The 19,390-nt window shown below is 57.6% G+C and carries 15 protein-coding genes, 2 tRNA genes and 1 pseudogene; 12 read left to right on the top strand and 6 right to left on the bottom strand.

Features of this window, described 5'->3' with window-relative positions; genetic code table 11:
- Positions 1-11: 11 nt before the first annotated feature.
- The 4 genes from alr to HY298_22500 all read left to right on the top strand — a co-directional run bounded on the left by alr (position 12) and on the right by HY298_22500 (position 4,023).
- On the top strand, positions 12-1,238 hold the full coding sequence (gene alr / locus HY298_22515; GenBank protein MBI3853033.1) for an alanine racemase: 1,227 nt from the start codon (positions 12-14) through the stop codon (positions 1,236-1,238).
- Complete coding sequence (locus HY298_22510; protein ID MBI3853032.1) at positions 1,235-2,038, top strand: hypothetical protein; 804 nt, start codon at positions 1,235-1,237, stop codon at positions 2,036-2,038. The genes alr and HY298_22510 overlap by 4 nt, the downstream gene beginning before the upstream one ends.
- 75 nt (positions 2,039-2,113) lie before the next feature.
- Complete coding sequence (locus HY298_22505) at positions 2,114-2,506, top strand: NADH-quinone oxidoreductase subunit A (GenBank protein MBI3853031.1); 393 nt, start codon at positions 2,114-2,116, stop codon at positions 2,504-2,506.
- Positions 2,507-2,583: 77 nt separating this feature from the next.
- A complete protein-coding gene (locus tag HY298_22500) occupies positions 2,584-4,023 on the top strand; it encodes a phosphoglucomutase/phosphomannomutase family protein (protein ID MBI3853030.1) in 1,440 nt (479 codons plus the stop codon).
- Between the two features lie 7 nt (positions 4,024-4,030).
- On the opposite strand, the gene HY298_22495 is transcribed toward HY298_22500, so the two are convergent.
- Complete coding sequence (locus HY298_22495; protein MBI3853029.1) at positions 4,031-4,912, bottom strand: PIG-L family deacetylase; 882 nt, start codon at positions 4,910-4,912, stop codon at positions 4,031-4,033.
- Positions 4,913-5,094: 182 nt separating this feature from the next.
- Here HY298_22495 and HY298_22490 point away from each other — a divergent pair, with 182 nt between their 5' ends.
- The gene (locus HY298_22490; GenBank protein ID MBI3853028.1) at positions 5,095-5,733 is read left to right on the top strand and encodes a hypothetical protein; all 639 of its coding nucleotides are present in this window, start codon (positions 5,095-5,097) and stop codon (positions 5,731-5,733) included.
- 274 nt (positions 5,734-6,007) lie between these two features.
- Here the strand turns inward: HY298_22490 and HY298_22485 are convergent.
- From HY298_22485 to HY298_22465, 5 genes and pseudogenes are all read right to left on the bottom strand, one after another.
- Positions 6,008-6,082, bottom strand: a tRNA-Glu gene (locus HY298_22485).
- Positions 6,068-6,241 carry a hypothetical protein gene (locus tag HY298_22480; GenBank protein ID MBI3853027.1) on the bottom strand — a complete coding sequence of 58 codons (174 nt, stop codon included), beginning with the start codon at positions 6,239-6,241 and terminating at the stop codon, positions 6,068-6,070. The genes HY298_22485 and HY298_22480 overlap by 15 nt, the downstream gene beginning before the upstream one ends.
- Before the next feature lie 4 nt (positions 6,242-6,245).
- Positions 6,246-7,283: a virulence RhuM family protein gene (locus tag HY298_22475; GenBank protein ID MBI3853026.1), complete on the bottom strand. Its 1,038-nt coding sequence runs from the start codon at positions 7,281-7,283 to the stop codon at positions 6,246-6,248.
- Between the two features lie 3 nt (positions 7,284-7,286).
- Positions 7,287-8,504, bottom strand: a pseudogene (locus HY298_22470) (hypothetical protein).
- Between the two features lie 183 nt (positions 8,505-8,687).
- Positions 8,688-8,762, bottom strand: a tRNA-Glu gene (locus tag HY298_22465).
- Positions 8,763-9,278: 516 nt separating this feature from the next.
- Here HY298_22465 and HY298_22460 point away from each other — a divergent pair.
- The 7 genes from HY298_22460 to HY298_22430 all read left to right on the top strand — a co-directional run bounded on the left by HY298_22460 (position 9,279) and on the right by HY298_22430 (position 19,371).
- Positions 9,279-12,344, top strand: coding sequence for a hypothetical protein (locus HY298_22460; protein MBI3853025.1), 3,066 nt, complete (start codon positions 9,279-9,281; stop codon positions 12,342-12,344).
- A 153-nt stretch (positions 12,345-12,497) separates the two neighbouring features.
- Positions 12,498-13,166 (top strand): response regulator transcription factor, encoded by a 669-nt coding sequence (locus tag HY298_22455; protein MBI3853024.1) that lies wholly within the window; start codon positions 12,498-12,500, stop codon positions 13,164-13,166.
- 24 nt (positions 13,167-13,190) lie between these two features.
- On the top strand, positions 13,191-14,210 hold the full coding sequence (locus tag HY298_22450; protein ID MBI3853023.1) for a hypothetical protein: 1,020 nt from the start codon (positions 13,191-13,193) through the stop codon (positions 14,208-14,210).
- A 153-nt stretch (positions 14,211-14,363) separates the two neighbouring features.
- Positions 14,364-15,740 (top strand): Gfo/Idh/MocA family oxidoreductase, encoded by a 1,377-nt coding sequence (locus tag HY298_22445; protein ID MBI3853022.1) that lies wholly within the window; start codon positions 14,364-14,366, stop codon positions 15,738-15,740.
- 431 nt (positions 15,741-16,171) lie between these two features.
- Positions 16,172-17,335 (top strand): hypothetical protein, encoded by a 1,164-nt coding sequence (locus tag HY298_22440; protein ID MBI3853021.1) that lies wholly within the window; start codon positions 16,172-16,174, stop codon positions 17,333-17,335.
- A gap of 53 nt (positions 17,336-17,388) precedes the next feature.
- On the top strand, positions 17,389-18,216 hold the full coding sequence (locus HY298_22435; GenBank protein ID MBI3853020.1) for a prepilin-type N-terminal cleavage/methylation domain-containing protein: 828 nt from the start codon (positions 17,389-17,391) through the stop codon (positions 18,214-18,216).
- Between the two features lie 54 nt (positions 18,217-18,270).
- Positions 18,271-19,371, top strand: coding sequence for a hypothetical protein (locus tag HY298_22430; GenBank protein ID MBI3853019.1), 1,101 nt, complete (start codon positions 18,271-18,273; stop codon positions 19,369-19,371).
- Positions 19,372-19,390: the final 19 nt, after the last annotated feature.

Raw genomic sequence — 19,390 nt, 5'->3', positions numbered from 1 at the left:
TGACGCACGACATGGTTGGAATACAAACGGAACCGGTGACTGAAAGTGGCGACTCACTTCAACGAGGCGCGGTTGAGGAAGACGCACCGGTGAAAACCCATCGCGAACGACCGCATCGCCCGGCGTGGGTGGAAATCGACCTGGGCCGACTTCGCCGCAATTTTCAAATCATCAGACAGGACTTGCCTCGCGAGGTGCAGTTTCTCTCCGTGGTCAAGGACGACGCCTACGGTCATGGAGCGTTGCAAGTGCTGAACGTCGCGCTGGCGGAAGGAGCGGTGGCGGTGGCGTTGAGCACCTTGGAGGAGGCAGTGAGTCTGCGCGACCTCGGTATCCGTGCGCCGATCCTGTTGCTGGGCCAGCGGCAGGAATCGGAGTTGCCATGGTGTATTGCGCGCAAACTGACCTGCTGTGTGAATGATTCGGAGGCGGCCATCAGTCTCGCGCGGTTGGCTGCGGCCATCGGTCATCGCGTCCCCGTCCATCTCAAGATAAACACGGGCATGAACCGCTATGGCGTCCATTGGGATGAAGCCGTGCCAGTCATGCAACAAATCTGTTCGCAAAAGTCGCTCGTGCTCGAAGGCGTCATGAGTCATTTCGCACAATCGGATGAAACCGATAAGACCTACGCGCTGCTGCAACTGGAGCGGTTTAGTCAGGTTCTGCGCGCCATGACCGAGCGCGGCGTTTCGGTGAAATACCGTCACCTTTGCAACAGCGGCGGTTTTCTCGATCTGCCCCAGGCGCACTTTGACATGGTTCGGCTTGGGATCATTACCTTTGGCGTTTACCCCTCTTCGGTTTGCCGGCGCATCCCCGGCCTCGAGCCTGTGATGACCGTCAAGGCGCGCATCGCGGCCATTCAACAACTCCAGCCCGGCGACCATGTCGGCTACGGCATGCGTTACACCGCACCGTCGCCACGACGCATCGCGGTATTGCCCATCGGCTACGGCGACGGTTTTCCGCGCGTCCGCAATGCGGGGTTCGCATTGCTTCACGGCTGTCGCGCTCCCTTGGTCGGTGGAGTCGCCATGGACGCGATCACGGTGGACATCACCGACATTCCTCAGGCGCAGATCTGGGACGAAGCGGTGCTGATGGGCAGACAGGGCAATGAGGAGATTTCCGTGCACGACGTTGCCCGGTTGAAGAATTCCGTTTCATACGATGTCCTCGCCGGCTGGCGACAGCGCCTCCCGCGAATTTATGTCAACGCGGCCCAGAGCGAATGAAGCTGTTGTTCTCCGAGCACAAGTCCGACTACGCGCACTACTCGTTTCCCTACGCGGTCTGGGCCTTTCCTGAACCGGGCGAAACGCCGGCGGACCTCTTCAACCAGGGTTTTCTTCCATCGTCACGCAATCTGGATCGTTTTTACTTGTGCCGCCACGTCCGCGTTGACTTGAAGAAATTCCGCCCTTCCTCGGAGAACCGCCGCATTTTGCGCAAAGGCGATGGGATCCGCGTCGAGCTGGTGCCGCGCGTGCAATTCGACTACACGCCGGCGAAGCGACAGTTTTACAAGACGTATGCCGACATCAAATTTGGCAAGGACGTGATGACGTTTGAGCGGCTGGACTCGTTGTTCAATTCAAAGATCATCTCGCACTTGCTGGTGTTTACTGACACGAAGACTGAGGCGGAAATTGGCACCGCCACGTTGTACCTCCAAGGCAAGGAACTCGTTTACTACTACTACGCCTTTTACGACATCAACTATTACAGCCGCAACCTCGGCATGTTCATGATGACGTCGGCGGTATCGTTCTTCGCGGAAAAGGGCTTTCGCCATCTCTACCTCGGCACCTGCTACTCGAGGAACGCGCTGTATAAAACCCAGTTCGCCGGCGCCGAGTTTTTCAACGGCTTCCGCTGGAGCAACCACTTCGATGAGCTCAAATACATCGTCCAGCGCGAGAACAAGGACGTCCACCAGCACCTTCTGGAAACCGAGGATTATTGCGACACGTTTTATGATGGAGACCTGCAAAAGATTATTTCCGCCAGCGCGTTCAAAGTGAGGCTCGGCTGAGTAGCCACTGGACGCGAGGAACCCTTAAACCTGATTCCACTTGCCAAAACAGATGCCGATTTCTAACTTCGCGTCATGGAACAATCTCAGTTAAGTCAGTACTTGCCGGTGTTGCTTCTCGGCTTGGTGGCCATTGCGTTTTCTTTCGGCATGCTGGTCTTTTCAGTGCTCGTTGGCAAACGCGGCAAGCGTGAGCCGATCAAGGACACAGCCTATGAATGCGGCATGTTGCCCGTTGGCGAGGGCAACACGCGCATGTCGGTCAAGTTTTATTTGGTGGCCATGCTGTTCATCCTCTTCGACATTGAAGTGGTCTTCCTCTATCCGTGGGCCGTCGTTTACAAGGAGATGTTGCAGGACGCCGCGACGCGCAACGTGATTCTCGGCGCGATGGTTTCGTTCCTCGGCATCCTGTTCGTCGGCTACTTCTACGCGCTGAAGAAAAGGGCGCTCGATTGGAAGAGCTGAGCTGCAGTTCAGGCTTTAGCTTGCCAACGGTTGTAATCCGAACACTCATGCCCAAGAAACTTAAAACAAGCTGACGCTTGAACCTCAACACGATCAAATTCGGAACGAGCGGCTGGCGTGGATTGATCGCGCGCGATTTCACTTTTGATAACGTCCGGCTGGTGACTCAGAGCATCGCTGACTTCCTTAAATCCGAAATCCAGAACCCGAATTCCGGCATCTTCAATCGCAAACCCGTCGTCATCCTGGGCCACGACACGCGCTTTCTTGGTCGGGAGTTTTCGCTGGCCGCCGCTGAAGTCCTGGCCGCCCACGGGCTCACTCCCTTGCTCTGCGAGCGCGACGCGCCGACACCGGTGATCGCTCACAACATCCGCAGTCGCCAAGCCATCGGCGGCATCAACATGACCGCCAGCCACAATCCGGCGGAGTATCAAGGTCTGAAATTCTCCACCAGCAATGGCGCTCCTGCGACCCCCGAAGTGACCAAACAGATTGAAGCAAACGTCGCCCGGCTCCAGTCCCAAAACTGGAGCTTCAAGGCATCGGTGATCGGAACATTTCAATGCAAGACCTTTGACCCGCAACCCGCCTACTTCAAACAACTGCGCAAGCTCGTGGATTTCTCCGTCATCAAGAAAGCCCGGCTGAAAGTGGCGGTGGAACTGATGTATGGGACGGGCCGCGGTTATCTCGACACGCTGCTGGCCGAAGCCGGCGCAAGCGTTACGCGCTTTCATGACGAGCCGAATCCGCTTTTTGGCGGTCACCATCCCGAACCCAACGCCGAAGGCATGGCGGAGGTCAGCCGGTTGGTGCGCAGCGGCAAGGTGCAGATCGGGCTGGGACTGGACGGCGACGCCGACCGCTTCGGCATAGTGGACAAGAACGGCACGTGGCTCACGCCTAACCAGATTCTGGCCTTGACGCTCTATCACCTGAAAAAGAATCGCGGTTGGACCGGCGCCGTGGTGCGCACGGTGCCGACCAGTCATCAGGTCGATGCCGTGGCCGAATTGCTCGGCGTGAAAGTGCACGAGACGCCGGTCGGCTTCAAATACATCGGCGCGTTGATGGAAAGCGAACCGATCATCGTCGGCGGTGAGGAATCGGGCGGGCTAAGTGTCAAAGGTCACGTGCCGGAGAAGGACGGCATCCTCGCCTGTTTGCTGATGGCTGAGCTTGTCGCCACCGAAAAAAAATCGCTCGGCCAAATCCTCAACCAGCTTGAAAAGCAGACCGGTGCGTTTCACACGGACCGCATCAACATTCCCATCCAACCCGAGAGCAAGGCGACGATCCTGGCCAAACTTGGCGCAGGTTTGGACTACATTGGGGAATTCAAAGTGGAGAAGTTCATCACGACGGATGGTTTCAAGTTTTTATTGCCCAATCGCGAATGGGTCGCCTTCCGCGCCAGTGGCACCGAACCGCTCATCCGCTGCTACCTCGAGGCGAAGTCGGCAACGCACTTGAAAAAGTTGCGAGCCGCCTGCCAGAAATTGCTGACCGCTTAGTTTACAATTACTTCCCCTGCCAGCGCGCCAGACGTTGCTGTAAGGATTCGAGGTTGGATGCTTCCGCTTCGATGCCGGGAAAGTCCTTCAACAATTGTTCAAACGTCGGCACCGCGCCCCACGCCGTCACAGTAAACACTTCAAAAGCCCGTTCGGACCTGATGCCGAGTTCCTGGTTCCGGTTGGCCAGCCTGCGCCGCAAAGTCCGCGACCAATCAGCCTGCGATGCCGGCGGTGTCAGATTGTGTCGGCCAACCCACGGCAGCCATTCGGCGATTTGCGATTGATGGCACCACGTCATCTCGCAGATTCTTGGAAACGCCTCCTCCACGTCCACAGCCAGATCGTAACTGTTCGCGCCGGCCATGTAACCATCGTAAACGTTGAGGATGACCGGCACTTTGCACGGCATCGAAGCCGTTTCATCCGCCGGATACTCCGGCGTGAAGGCGTGCGGCACATTGATCATGTAAGCCACCTGCCGCACCGCTTCCGCCACGCCGACATGGTCAACATGAATTCCCGCCAGCGGATCAGCGCCAATGGGTGGACAAAAAAGATAGTCCGGTTCGAACTCGCGGATCGCCTTCCACAAAGCCGCGAGCAAGGGCATCGTGACCTGCAAGCACGCCTCGCGCGGCACCTGGCCGTCCGGCAACTTCAGTTGTTCAAACTCGTATCCGCCGATTTTGGCGGAAGTCAGTTGTTCCTGTAGTCGGAGTCTGCCCGTTTCCTCCCGCGTGCGAAACTGATGTCCGGCCTTGCCATCGGTGCAGACAATGACGCGTGCCCGCAGCCCATTCCCCAGTTTTCGTCGCCACATTTCGAACGTCCCGGACGCCACGAACTCAAAGTCGTCAAAGTGCGCGTGGATGCAGAGAATTCTCATTCGTTGCCTCGAACCATTCCATGCCAAGGAAGCGGCGATCCTACGGGAATCGAACCTGATTGAAAGGAAAACCGGCGTTGCCCGAAAAAGCTAGACTTGTCCCAAGGTGTGTTTTGGCGTCAGTTTCCCTTGAAACACATTCAAATCCCTGTCAATATTTTACGTGGCACTCCAATTAGCGAATGGAACGTATTATCCAATCACACGGTGAACATCTCAAGCCAGTGCTACTTTACCGAGATGATATCGAGAAGATCGTCGAGGCAATGCGAGAAGTTTCATCCGATGTTGAGTTGTCCACTGAAGAGCAGCGATTTGAGGACTTGAAAGAATGGGCGGAAATGAAAAGGGACTATTTTACCAATATGCAAATCTCGGCAAAAAGTCCATTCGTCTCGCTGAAACTGGAGAAGAACCAGATATGGCTCTACATTGGCAAAGATACCGCTGAATCTCGTGGCGTTTTCGAAAAGGTTAAACGCATTCTGACAGATCACCCGCCTCCGACTGCAAAGCTTATGAACCTATCGACGCCAGCGGTCGCTAGCGGCATTTGTTTCGGAGCTTTTGTTTCCATGGCAGCTTTTGTAGACTGGATGGGCTTGACCGTAACGGCAATCCTTTGGCTTGGATGTGTTTGGTGGGGCAGGTGGGCATTTCATGAGCGATTCAACAGGTATTCTGTTATCATCCCAAGATACCGAATCGACGCCCCGAACTTTTGGAAGCGAAACTCCGACAAAATCACTGTCGCAATAATATCAACAGCAGTTGGAATTGTGCTGACACTGCTTTTCAAACGTCTTGTAGAAGCGCACTAAGCACAAAAAGCGCCCCAACCTTTCGGCAGGGCAGCTTAATCTCTTACAATCCGATCAATTCTTTGCAGCGAGCATGGTTTCCAGGTCTCGCAGCCACTCGCTAAATTCGGACCTTGTTCACGCGGCGTTGAATTCCCCCTCGTCCGCCACCAAACCTTTGACTAGGGCATTGCCGCGTTTTGATAAGCTTTGTAAAGTCTGGGTCGTCATGGGAGGAATTACCAAGAAAACTGTTCGGAAAATCTATATTCTGATCGAAAACCATTGAAGACATTGGCGACCCTACCGGGAATCGAACCCGGGCTACCACCGTGAAAGGGTGGTGTCCTAACCGCTAAACTGTAGGGTCGTCGAACGCCTTGGAACTTTCCGACGCGATGACGTAACCCGCCGGGCGACGCCCGGCCTTGAGCGAAAACTTCTGCGTCTCCCGGTGATACTGCCAGTGATGCTTCGGCTCGTCGTAGGGCGAATTGACGATGAGGTGGGTGATGCCTTTCGTCGCCATGCAGTCAGGCTTTCTTCCGCCTTTTGCCGGGCGGTTTTAATTTCTTCGCTGCTTCCTCGAATGCCTTGTCAACGGCGGTGGGTTTGGTGTCCTCAATGGCGCGGAATTTTGCGTATTCCATTTGCGCCTTCTTCACCGCCTCCTCGTTGGAAATCTTCCCGGAGTGATCCAGCAGCTTGCGCCCGGACATTTTCAAAAACTCGTCCAGTTTCGCAATCCAGTCGCGCATCGTCATCGGTTTCCGCTCCAGCGCCTGCAACTCCGCGTATTCGAGGTAGAGGTTCACGATGCGGTTGAGCACCTTCAACTCGTCCTCGGTGAGGTAATTCTTGGCAATCGCCGCGTCCTCTTTCCGCACGCGTCCGCCGGGGCGCGTGGTGAGCATCCCCATGAACGGTTTCCCGGCGTCGGCCCGCTCATGGATCAGTTCCGCCGCCGTGTGGCCGTGCGTCGCCCAGTGCATCTTGTTCTGCACCGTGGCAAAGAACAATTGCGACGCCTCCGCCGACGGATCGTAGTCCACGCTCGTCGCGTAAATATCCAGCACCTTCTGGTAGAAACGCCGTTCCGAGGAGCGGATGTCCCGGATGCGCTCCAGCAGTTCGTCGAAATAATCCTTGTGCCCCTTGCCCGGCGGATTCTTCAACCGCTCGTCATCCATCGTGAAACCTTTCACGAGATATTCCTTCAGCCGCGCCGTCGCCCACTGGCGAAAGGCCGTTCCGCGCGGCGAACGGACGCGGTAGCCGACGGCCAGAATCGCTTCGAGGTTGTAATGCCGTAACGCCCGTTGCACCTGTCGCGCGCCTTCCTCCCGAACTTGTAAGTAATCCTTACAAGTTGCCGCCTCCGCCAGTTCGCCCTCCTCGTAAATGGTTTTCAAATGCAGCGTGATGTTCTGCGGAGTCGTCTGGAAGAGTTCCGCCATCAGCGCCTGCGTCATCCAGACATTCTCATTCTCGAATCGGCACTGGACACGCGTCCGCCCGTCCTCCGTTTGATAAAGGATGATTTCAGAATTTGGTTGGGGTTTTCCGGCCATAACTCACGCCAGTTCCAGAATCTTCAAACTCTCAATCCCCCGGTCGTCCACGATTTTCACCGCCACGCGGCCATGCTTGCCCGGCGCGAACGGCAACGACACGGTGCCGCGGTAGGCTTCAATCGCCGTCTCGTCAATCTCCGCTTTGAGATTCTTCGCCAGTTTTGACCAGCCCTCCTTGTCCCCGGCCATCGGGAAGAACACCTGCCGCGCAAACAGACTCCGCCCGTCATAATCTGTGTCGAGCATCCAGACCGCGATTTGCGCCGCGCCGCCCGACACGATCTGCCCGGTCTTCGTGTCGTAGTAATCAAACCCAGCCACCTCGACTTCCCACAGTTGCTCCGCACCGGCTTTCGTCTTTTTTAATTTTTCATTTTTAATTTTGCATTGGCGCAGCCGCACGTCCGGCTGGCCGATGAGCCAGAAACTTTCGTTGCTCGTGCGCTTCTTCTTCAAATCTTCCGTGAGCAAATCCGCGTTCATCTGCGGCTTCAACAGCGTGATGCCGGGAATCCTCGTCTCGTCAATGTCCTTGGCCGCTTCCGGGTCGAATTGAAACGCGGCGAAGATGAGAATCTGCGGGCGGGGCACGAGCGTCTTCGACTCCTCGTAAGCGCGTTCGACCTGCTTTTGCTCCAGCGGCGCGTGCTCCGGCCCGAAGGAAATCACGACGCGCTGACGCTCGGTCGCCGCTCCTTCACGCAACTTGTCCACCCCGTCATCGTTCACTTTGGTTTCGGCGTCGGCATGAAGCCAGCGTGTGCCGGAGAGCGGTTCGACGCGGGAGAAACGAATCATCTGCCCGCCCTTGCCGCGGATGCCGGCGCGGAGCAACTCGCTGCGCCACTCGTCCTGCCGCACCGTCTCGCCGCTGCGCGCGACCGAGGCATCGGCGGTGAACTCTTGATTCGTAGCAGCCGACGTGAGTCGGCTCTGACTTTTTCCGGCGGAAGATGGAGCGGACTCACGTCCGCTGCTACGAGGTTCAGGGGAAGCGGCGCTCTCCCCCGCCACCTCATCCAGCGACTTCACCATCGGCGCGGGGACGGCTTCCACCGTGAACGGCCCGGTCACGCGGGTCTTGGAATTGTCCACGAGCGGCTGGTCGTAAAGCGTCTCCTGATCCGCCGCTTCATTGTTGGCGATGCTCTTGAGCGTGACGTGCGGGACGGTCTTGTAACGGAAACCGCTGCCCACGCCTTCGGCTTCGTGGGCAAGCGGATTGTTCGCGCGCTTCTTGCCCTTGTGATCGTATTGCTCGATGGGCTTTTTGCCGCGTTCGGATGATCTTGCCATGATTGCGGCGCAGCTTGCCACCCGGCAGCGCCGAGGAAAAGCGTTTTCGCGCTTGAGCTGCGAAGACCGATTAAGAGAAAGATCAAGATGAAGATTAACAAATTATGGCGACCCTACCGGGAATCGAACCCGGGCTACCACCGTGAAAGGGTGGTGTCCTAACCGCTAGACCATAGGGTCGTCAAAGGCGCGTGAAGATATAAGCGGCACGCCACCTCTGTCAAAAAGTAAAAACAACACCGGGCGCAACTCGGGGGTCTGGTTGAACGGGCAAAGCGGCTTTATCGTCGGGGGAATCACGTCGCTTCGCAACGATTGAACACGGTCGGACCATTCCGACTGTATTTTCAGGACGGTACTGGTTTTCAGCGTTGCACACAGGATGCCGAAGCGGAGGTGCTTGCTTTCGCATACCGCAGGTCCACTTGCGGCTATTGGTTCTTGCCCCGTTGGTTTTCTCGATTGGTTTACCATGCAACCTTTGCGGGGTTGCGCCATTGCGCTTAAAATCCAGGTGCACGTTTCTCCGGTTGTCCACCATCAACGCTCACGGCGACGCGCGGCCAGGGAATTTCTATCGTGAAACCAAAGTTGATTCGCTTGCGTCTTGCTGCTGAATATTCAAGGGATTAAACTGTTGCTGTGTTCAAGCCGATGATTTGCCATTTCCCTTGGTGGCGATTTGCAGGTCTGATTTTGATTTTCTTCTCCCTCCCACTGGGCGCGGCTACGGATCCGGCATGGTTCGCCCGCGTCTGGCAGACGGAGGACGGCTTGCCGGAGCACACGATTGTTGGTTTGGAGCAAACACCCGACGGTTATTTGTGGGTCGCCACGCATCGGGCGCTGGCCCGGTTTGATGGGGTGCGGTTCCAGGAATTCGCCCCGGCCATGCCCGCCGGGACCGCGGCGCAGATCCGCGCCATGCTGCTGGATCGGCGCGGTCGATTGTGGCTGGCAAAGGACGGCGGAGCGGTCATCTGCGTGGATGAGGGCAGGGTTACACAGGTTTTTGCTTTGACGGGGACATTACCAGGGTCGCAAGCCCGGGCCATGGCCGAGGATGGAAACGGGAGCATTTGGGTCAGTGTCAGCGCCGGTGCCGTTTTCCGGATTCAAGCGGGAAAAGTGCAGGGCTTTGGAACGGCCGATGGACTGGCTGAACAAGGTTTCTGTTGGCTGACGACCGACGTCCAGGGCCAGCTCTGGTTTTCTCAATCCGGCAGCGTGGGCGTATTTCGGAACGGCCGCTTCGTGACTTTGTTAACCTTGGGGCGGCAATCCACCCGCCTGGCCGCGGCGCGGCAAGGCGGCATCTGGCTTTGCTCGGGCTTGAAATTGTATCGGTATCACGAGGGGAGCAAATTGGCGGCAGTCGCAGAACTGAAGCTTGAACCCGGGCGCACGGAGGCGGATGTGACCGCGTTGTATGAAGATAAGGCTCGCGGCTTATGGATGGGCACCGCGTCGGACGGACTCTTTCGATATGATTCGCAAGGCATCCAAAGTGTGGGCACTTCGAATCCGATCATCACAAACATTTCTGAGGACTCCGAAGGCGATCTCTGGGTCGGCACCCGCGGCGGCGGCCTCAATCGTCTGAGTCCTCGCGCGGTGCAACTCGTGGGCCCGGCGGCCGGTCTGCCGTTCGCCGCCGTCCAGTCCGCTTGTGAGGATGCGACGGGCACGCTCTGGGCGGCGGGGCAAAACGGAGCGCTGGCGTGTCGGAGCAACAGCGTCTGGCATCTGGTTTCGAACAACGGCGGTTGGCGTGGCGGACGAGTTGCCTGCGTGGCCGCCGATCTCCACGGCGACGTTCTCGTCGGCACGCGGGAGAAGGGAGTTTTTCGGCATCAGAACGGCGCTTTTGTCCCTCTGGCCCTCAATCATCAATTGACGGATCTCTCCATCCGCGCCCTTTACATCAGCACCAACGGGGATCTGTGGATCGCCGTCAATGCCGGCGTGGCCCGCCTCCGTTTGTACGACGGCAGTCTGAGGTATTTTCCATTGCCCGACGGGGCCAGCGATGTTCGCACCATGGCCGAGGACGCCAGCGGCGATTTGTGGATGGGCACTACTTCTGATGGCCTGCTGCTACGCGTTCACCAGGATGCAATCATCGATGAGACCACGAATATCATGAGCGGCCCGCAACACATCCGTTGTTTGCAGGCAACCAGCGATGGCAGCCTCTGGTTTGGTTTTGTCGGACAAGGATTGGGCTGGCTGAAGAACGGACGTTATTTTCAGTTCCGCACCGAGCACGGTTTGTGGGACGAATACGTCTCGCAAATTCTTTCCGATGATCTTGGTCGGCTATGGATCGCCGGCAATCGGGGCATTTTTCGGATCGCTCGGTCCGAGCTGGCAGCCGTGGCCGAGGGCCGCGCTTCGCGCGTGAAGTCCGTGATCTTGGGACGCGGGGAAGGCGTGCCCAACTTGCAGGCCGCTTTTGGAATCTGTCCCGTTGCCAGTCGCACCCGGGATGGTCGCTTACTGATGCCCATGCTGACCGGCTTGGCAATAGTCGAACCACATTCCCTTCGCAAAAACCCGCTGCCACCACCGGTCATCATCGAACGCCTGACGGTCAACGGTCAGATTGCCGCCACTTATGATACCCTGGGTCGACCCGGCCTGACCAATGAGCCGGCTCCAGCCAGCTTGCGCTTGCCCCGTGGGATAGGCGCACGCAGTACCGAGCCGGAGGCCGGCGCTGTCATCCCACGGGGCGAGCTTCCGACTCCGTTGCGTCTCGGTCCCGGAGTCAACCGCATGGGATTTGAATTCACGGCGTTGAGTCTGGCGTCGCCGGAGAACGTGACTTTCCGTTACCAACTGGTGGGCTTGGATCAGGACTGGGTGGATGCCGGCGCTGTGCGGATCGCGCGTTACCCCCACATTCCTCCCGGGGACTACCGCTTCCGCGTGACCGCTTGCAACCAAAACGGAATTTGGAATGAAGTCGGTGCCTCGGTCGCACTCACGGTCGTGCCGCATCTGTGGGAGGCGGTTTGGTTCCGTGTGACCGCGGCCGCATCCGCCGCTGGCCTGTTGGGCGGCGGAGTGTTGCTGGGCATGCGGCGGCGGTATCGGCGCAAGCTCGAGCGGCTGGAACAGCAGCAGGTCTTAGAGCGCGAGCGGACGCGCATCGCGCAGGACCTGCATGACGATTTGGGCGCGGGACTTGTCGAAATCAACTTTGGCAGCGAATTGGCGCAAGACGCGGCGCTCGGCCCGGACGAAGTGCGCGAACACACACGGGAGATCGGCACGCGGGCGCGCGAGATGGTGACCGCGCTGGACGAAATTGTCTGGGCCGTCAATCCCAAGCACGACAATGTGTCGTCGCTGGCCAGCTACTTTTGCCAGTTTGCGCAGCATTTTATGAAGGCGACGTCCGTGCGGTGCCATCTGGACGTGGCCAGGGACCTCCCGGCTGCGCCGCTGAACGCCGAACAACGCCACAGCCTGTTCCTCGCGTTCAAGGAAGCGCTCAGCAACGTCGTGCAACATTCCGGTGCGACGGATTTGTGGCTTGGCATTGCCGCCAACGACGGAACGCTCGCGGTAACGGTCAGCGACAACGGCTGCGGACTGACTCCAGACGCTCCGCGCCAGCGGAACGGGGCGGACGGATTGGACAATATGCAGCGGCGGTTGCAGCAGCTTGGAGGTTGTTGTGAGCTGACCGGCAACGTGGAAAAGGGCACGATGGTCACTTTCAAAATTCCGCTGCAGGCGTCCGCAATCAGATAACCGGATACCTCAATTGAGGTATTGTGAACCTAATGAAAGCAGCACACCGTGAGCATCGGGGCGAAAATAATTTCTCGTCTCAATCGCTTATCATCTATGAACGCGGATGCTCAGGAAGCTCAAGGGCCGGCGCTGGCCGCTCAGGAGGATGGTATGATCACGGTCGCCTTGGTTGAAGACAGCGCGTCGATGCGCCGCAATCTGGAACGCATGTTGCGCCGGGCGCGCGGCGTCCGCTGTGTTTGCGCCTGCGGCACGGCGGAAGAAGCGCTGGAACAAATTCCCCGCGCCCAGCCCGACGTGGTTTTGATGGACATCAACCTTCCCGGCGCATCGGGCATCGAATGCACCGCCCGCCTCAAGTTGCGGATGCCCGCCATGCAGGTCATCATGCTGACCGTTTACGAAGACACGGCCAACATCTTCAGCGCCCTGAAGGCCGGAGCCTGTGGCTATCTTCTGAAACGCGCTTCGCCCGGCGAAATCCTGGAGGCACTGACCACCGTGCAAACCGGGGGCGCGCCGATGACCAGTGAGATTGCCCGCAAGATTGTGATGACCTTTCAGTCTCCAACTCCTGGCGCAGGTGATGGGGCGACACTTTCCGCACGGGAACAAGAAATCCTCGAGCTGCTTTCCCAAGGCAAGGTGAGCAAGGAGATCGCCGACCAGCTTGCGATCAGTTACCACACCGTCCGGGTTCACACCAAACACATTTACGAGAAGCTGCATGTGCGTTCCCGCTCCGAGGCCGTGTTGAAATTCATGGCCGACAAAAGCGGGTTGCCGGGCGGCGCGCCAAACCGACCACCTTCGATTTGATTAATTCCCAATACCATCACCCCTATGAAGTTGATCTCCTTCCTGTTGATTTGTTGGCTGACGTCCGGTTTCGGATCGAACCTGACCGCCGCCACGTTCGCCTCGGAGTATGAACTGCTCCGGCAGTTTCCGACCAACATTCTGGCCACCTTGACGGGCGGTGAACCCGACGCCCAGGGCTTCATTGGTTTCCATAAACGCAACAGCTCGTGGTATGAAGCCGGTATGCAACGCGGCGGCTGCTGGATGTTGATCGGCGCAGTGGTCGCCGGCGATGTGCCGCGAGCCGATGCGGCCTGGAAATCCATTGAGACGACGTTCGCGCATCAGCTCGAAGACGGTGGGTTTCGTTCCGTGCGCAAACCCGGGGACACCCACGAACCCACGCAACCGGAGCGGGTGGAGACCGCCTTTTTTTATTTGCAGGAACTCGGCCACGCGATTCTGGTCGTGCGGGCTTCGCCACTGGAACCGCATTTTCACGAGCGCCTCATCGCTTTGGAACCGCGGCTGCGCCGCGCGTGTGCCTTCCTGCAGGCTGGTTACGATGGCATTATTCCCAAGGCGGGTCACACGGCCAATCGTCTGCTTATCGCGGCCAAGGCCTTTGGACTTTGCGGCGTGGTGCTCAAGGACGAGGGACTTAAGGCGTCGTCGCGGAAACTGGTGGCCGCCGCGCTGCAGCGGCGCGATACCGACGGGGTGTTCATTGAACGCGGTGGCCGGGACTCCAGCTACAACGCCGTCTCGCTGCTGATGGGGCAGGTGCTGGCCCTGCATCAGCCGGCGCCGAAACTGGAGGAGGCCCTCGAACGCTCCATGGTCTGGCAGCGCACACGGATTCTGCCCACGGGCGAGGTGCTCCTCACCGGCAATACCCGCACGGGCCTTGGTCAGGAAAAATCCTTTGGCGGTGGAATCAAGAAGGTGAACTACGGCGAGGTTGCGCTCGCGCTTTGTTACTACGGTCTGAAGTACGATGATCCCGGTTTGATTGCATTGGCCGACAAAGTCCGAACCTGGCCAAGCCGGGCCAGCCCATAAGCCTGGATCTCTTCCTCCTGGCGCAACGTGCAACGTGGGGCTTGCAAAATGGGAGAGCTTCCTCTGGTATTGGGAGTGATCCCGGTTTCGATGGGAACAGGCGAACGGAAAGGTTGTCAGTAAGAAATCGGAATGCGGGACTAAAATCGCACTATGAAAAAACACAAATCCAGTTCGATCAACCGCAGACAGTTTATTCGTGGCGCGGGCGCGGGTGTGGCCCTGTTCAACATTCTTCCCGGCAGCGTGCTGCGCGGCGCGGAACGTCTTTCACCAAACGAGAAGCTCAACCTGGCCGGCATCGGCATCGGCAGCCGCGGCGGAGCCGATGTGGGTGAACTGGCCAAGCTGGGCCATAACCTAGTGGCCTTGTGCGATGTGGACGAACATTACGCCGCGAAGGAATTCGCGAAATATCCGGACGCCAGGCGATTCACGGACTACCGCGTGATGCTCGACAAAATGAGCAAGGGGATTGATGGAGTAATCATCGGCACACCGGATCATACCCACGCCGTCATTGCAATGGAGGCCATGCGGCGCGGCAAACATGTCTATTGCGAAAAGCCGCTGGCCCACTCCATCCATGAAGTGCGCGGCCTGATGGCGGCCACCCACAAGTATAAGGTTATCACCCAACTCGGCAATCAGGGGCACTCCACTGATACCATCCGCCGGCTTTGCGAGTGGGTCTGGGCGGGTGCCATTGGCCAGGTCCACACCATTCATGCTGGCTGCGATGCGTTCAAGAATGTGTATTGCCAGATTCCCAACCTAGCCAAAGTGGAGGAGCACCACGACGTGCCTACAGGACTCGATTACGATCTCTGGATCGGTCCGGTGCCATTCCGGCCCTACTCACCGCTCTGGGTGCCGTGGAATTGGCGCGGCTGGATGCCATTCGGCGGTGGCGCGGTTGGGGATTGGATTTGCCATGTCGTGGACCCGTCCTTCTGGGCTTTGAATCTCGACGCGCCCACAACCGTGCAGGCGGAGGTGACGGACTATGATCCCGCGAAACAGGGTCTGACGTACCCGCCGGCCACGAAGATCACCTTTGAGTTTCCAGCAAAAAAAGCGCGCGGCCCGGTCAAATTGGTCTGGTTTGATGGCAACAGCACGATTCCCAGACCCAAGGATTTTACGCCGGATGACAAACTTCCCGGCACCGGCGCAATTCTTTTTGGCGACAAGGGAATGATCGTTCACGGTTCGCACGGCGCCGGTGGTTGCTATATTATCCCGGACAACCTCATGGCGCAGTACTCCGGAAAAAATGCGCCGGCACAACAACTCACCCGTGTCAAAAACCATCATTGGGATTGGGCGGAAGCGATTCGCACGGGCCGTCAAGCCGGGTCTAATTTCGATTACGGCGGCCCCCTCACGCAACTGGCTTTGCTCGGGCTGATCGCCATTCGTTTCCCGGGTCAGACACTGAAGTGGGATGACAAACGGACCCGATTCACCAACCACGAGGCCGCCAATACCTATATTCACCCCGCCTATCGTAAAGGTTGGAGATTGTGAATCGCCTGGCCTTTTGGCGAGGAACCCACGACCAAGGCGTCGCTCAAAGGCGTTACGAATAGATCGGTTGCCAAAATAAATTTCCGGATAGAAACACGCAGACCCCTCACCCGGTCTTCGACCACCCTCTCCCCATCGGATGGGGAGAGGGAAGGGGTGAGGGGCAATCCGAAAATTAATTTTGGCAAACAGTATGAGCTTTCATTCTCCGCGGTTGTGTTGGTGTTCGGCGGCGCCAATGCCACGATCCGTTTCGACTGCATCCTGCCGTTGTAAATTCCATTATCCACTGGACGGAAACCGCCGACCAACCCCTTGCCCGCCTCCGAAGGGGTGCACCGACTCATACCTCAATTGAGGTATTGTGCGGGACCGCCATCGCCATGCTAATCTTGCTCCAATAAGTCCAAAAAAAACAAAAACCCAAAACCATGAAAAGATTCCCTTTGCTCATCGCTGCCAGTCTGTTGCTGGCGGCTCTCCTGCCCACACCCACTCAGGCTCAGCCGATCTCCTTGTCCAGCACTTGGGGCCAATATGACCTGCAAGAACAACAAGGCTTTTCCGCCGGGTTGCTCTCTCTCACTGGGGAGAGCTCGAGTGGCTTTACCGCAACGGTTAGCAGTAACGGAATTGCTGTTGGGCCGGACTATCCCGCTTACACCGGGTATCCGTCCAAAAGCCAATACCTGCCGCGCCTCTATACAATTTTTGCCGGACAGCCGATTACCAACAACGGTCAGCGGGTCACCTTTTCCTTCGACGTGAAATTCAATGACCTGGCCGATTCAACCAACGTCGGTTCATTCCGATTCTCGATGGGCGACACCAATTGCAATAACGCATGGGGCGAGTTTTTGGGTATGGGGACAACGAGTGGCTCGACCTTTCGCTATGATTCGACGATGACGCAGGATACCAACTGGGTCGATTCGGGAACGGGCTTCTACTTATTCATGCCCCCCGACCTGACAAATCCGAACAATCCAACGAACTACAGCTTTGGCAGTTTCGGCGACTTCAATGGCTCCAGCGTAGGTGGGGGCAGCGCTCCAAACGGCGTTGGCATGGGAGTGGACACAACAACCGTGCAACACATCAGATTTTCTGTAGAACGAACTCCTTCGGGCCTTCAGGTGGACTCTGTTTGGAGCAATAGCGCCGGCCCGGCCATCAATCACGCCGCTTTCGCACCAGTTCCAGGAGGCACTGGCGACGACCATAATGGCGGAATCTCACCGGTCGGTACTTCACCTTGGACCAATGTCAACGTCTTTGGCTTTTGTCTGTTCGGAACGGGAGCTAATGAGCACTTCTTTGGTTACAATCCGGGCAGTTTTACTGTCTCCAATTTGAAGGCCTATTACGGATTTAACATTACCGGTTTCGAACGAGACAACTCCACGGGGGACAACATCATTACGTGGGAATCGACCGCGGTTGATGTTTGCGAATACGTGGTGCAAACCTCCACCGACTTCAATACTTGGACCTCCATTTCCACCAACACGACCGGCGGCTTTACCACCAGTTACACGAACACCGCATCTTCGGACAGTGCGCTGTTCTACCGGGTACAAAAAGTTTATCCATGACCTGGGGGTATCCTCTGAAGCGTGGTCACTGCCCGCGCTTCCAGGACACTCACATGAAATACTTAGCCGCGGGAACAACCAAAGCAACGGTCTTGGACCCATCGGTCCGGCAGAGGAGCGAGACAGTGGCGGATCGGCGTTATGTCGTGAAACGAAACGAAACTCGCGCCACGCTCCTCTTGCAGCGGGCCTTCACACTCATCGAACTGCTGGTGGTCATTGCGATCATCGCCATCCTGGCTGGATTGCTTTTGCCCGCACTTAGCAAGGCGAAAGCCAAAGCCTACCAGATAAAATGCTTGAGCAATCTCAAACAACTGGGACTGGGGATGATGCTTTATGTGGGCGAATACAACGATGTCATGCCGGGTTACGCTTCCGGAAGCCAGGGCTGGCATTCCGAGGATTGGATCTATTTCCGAAATGAACCGGCCCATCCGGTCTCGGAAAGCTCCGTGGTTCGACTCCTGGGCATGAAAGATCCTGCGCCGCTCTTCCGCTGCCCAATGGATCGAGACGGCACTGGCCGAACCAGCTATCCCTACAGCTATACGCTCAATACGTGGATCGCGTCCCAGTATAATGGCAATGTATTTGAGCCAAGCAAGCTGGGTACTGTCCTCAAACCGTCAGGTAAAATCATGCTGGTCGAAGAAGTTACTGGTCCGAATGACTTCCCTCCAGCAAGGAACAAGACGGCGGACGATGGCCGGTGGATACCCGAGTTGGCAGGTGGGTTCCCGATCTCGCTTTACTCAGGGAATAACAATCTATCGATCCGGCACAATAAAAAAGGCAATGCCAACTTCGCCGACGGCCACTCGGAAGCGGTGGATTTTAAGTTTAGCACGAATGCCTTGAATGTGTTGCCTTGGATGTGAACCCACCTCCCTTTTGCCTGGATCAGGATTAGAGAATATTCAATTCTCCCTCGAATGCATTCCGGCAATGACTTGTATCCTGTAACTGTGCGCTTCGAGGAAGTCGGCTCCGCCACCCACTGCAATGCTGCGCGGCTGGCGCTGGCGCTTTTGTTTGTCTTGGCCGTCATTTTCCCGGCCGCGAGTGGCGAACCCTTGCAAGTTCGCCGCTTCGACCACAACCCCATCATCCGGCCGGAAATGCTGCCGGGCGGTGATGGCAATAACATCAACGGTCCCTCGCTCATTCGCGTGCCCTTGTGGGTCACCAACCGGTTGGGAAATTACTATCTCTACTTCGCCCACCACAGCGGCAAGTACATTCGGCTCGCCTGTGCCGACACGCTTGAAGGGCCGTGGAAGATTTACGAGCCGGGCACACTGCGACTGGAGGAAGCGCCTGGTTGCAAGGGTCACATTGCTTCACCCGATGTTCATGTGGACGAGCAGCGGAGGGAAATTCGGATGTATTTCCACGGCCCGGCCAAAGCCGCCCGGGGTCAGAAAACATTTGTCGCCGTTTCCCCTGATGGTCTCCGCTTCAAAGCAACTGATGAGATCCTGGGGATTTTCTACTGGCGCGTTTTCCGATGGAACGGCTGGTGGTACGCCATGGGCAAGGGTGGACTGCTCTACCGTTCGCGTGATGGACTGAAGGATTTTGAGGAAGGTCCGAATCCATTTCCCGGCAGCGAACTGCGGGACAAAGAATATAACAGTCCCGGACCCCGCCACGTTGCGCTGCACCGGTCAGGCAATCGCCTGTGGATTTATTACTCGAACATCGGCGATGAACCCGAACACCTCGTGCGTTGCCACCTCGAAATGACCGGCGACTGGAAGACCTGGAGGACCTCGGTGCCGGAAGAAGTTTTGCGACCCGAAACCGAATGGGAAGGCGCGCGTCTGCCGCTGAAGAAGTCGGCTGCCGGCGCGGTGAAAGGCCAGGAGAACGCGCTGCGGGATCCCGCCATCTTCGTCGAGCAAGGCCGCGTCTATCTGCTCTATTCGGTGGCCGGCGAATCCGGCATCGCCATCGCAGAATTAAAAGCCCGGCCGTTACCATTTCCAACTGGACGACCCGGAGGTAATGGAGAAGTTCCTTCGGCGCGGTGAAAAAGAAGCCAAGCCGCGG

The organism is Verrucomicrobiota bacterium (assembly GCA_016200005.1).
Classification (GTDB): Bacteria; Verrucomicrobiota; Verrucomicrobiia; order Limisphaerales; family PALSA-1396; genus PALSA-1396.
Note: the sequence above shows the minus strand (reverse complement) of the source record. Positions and strands in the feature narration are given on the sequence as shown.

Bases quoted from the DNA above. Each gene is read 5' to 3' on its own strand.
- alr (MBI3853033.1), top strand. From the start codon at position 12: ATGGTTGGAATACAAACGGAACCGGTGACTGAAAGTGGCGACTCACTT.
- HY298_22510 (MBI3853032.1), top strand. From the start codon at position 1,235: ATGAAGCTGTTGTTCTCCGAGCACAAGTCCGACTACGCGCACTACTCG.
- HY298_22505 (MBI3853031.1), top strand. From the start codon at position 2,114: ATGGAACAATCTCAGTTAAGTCAGTACTTGCCGGTGTTGCTTCTCGGC.
- HY298_22495 (MBI3853029.1), bottom strand. From the start codon at position 4,912: ATGAGAATTCTCTGCATCCACGCGCACTTTGACGACTTTGAGTTCGTG.
- HY298_22490 (MBI3853028.1), top strand. From the start codon at position 5,095: ATGGAACGTATTATCCAATCACACGGTGAACATCTCAAGCCAGTGCTA.
- HY298_22480 (MBI3853027.1), bottom strand. From the start codon at position 6,241: ATGGCGACGAAAGGCATCACCCACCTCATCGTCAATTCGCCCTACGAC.
- HY298_22475 (MBI3853026.1), bottom strand. From the start codon at position 7,283: ATGGCCGGAAAACCCCAACCAAATTCTGAAATCATCCTTTATCAAACG.
- HY298_22455 (MBI3853024.1), top strand. From the start codon at position 12,498: ATGATCACGGTCGCCTTGGTTGAAGACAGCGCGTCGATGCGCCGCAAT.
- HY298_22450 (MBI3853023.1), top strand. From the start codon at position 13,191: ATGAAGTTGATCTCCTTCCTGTTGATTTGTTGGCTGACGTCCGGTTTC.
- HY298_22445 (MBI3853022.1), top strand. From the start codon at position 14,364: ATGAAAAAACACAAATCCAGTTCGATCAACCGCAGACAGTTTATTCGT.
- HY298_22440 (MBI3853021.1), top strand. From the start codon at position 16,172: ATGAAAAGATTCCCTTTGCTCATCGCTGCCAGTCTGTTGCTGGCGGCT.
- HY298_22435 (MBI3853020.1), top strand. From the start codon at position 17,389: ATGAAATACTTAGCCGCGGGAACAACCAAAGCAACGGTCTTGGACCCA.
- HY298_22430 (MBI3853019.1), top strand. From the start codon at position 18,271: ATGCATTCCGGCAATGACTTGTATCCTGTAACTGTGCGCTTCGAGGAA.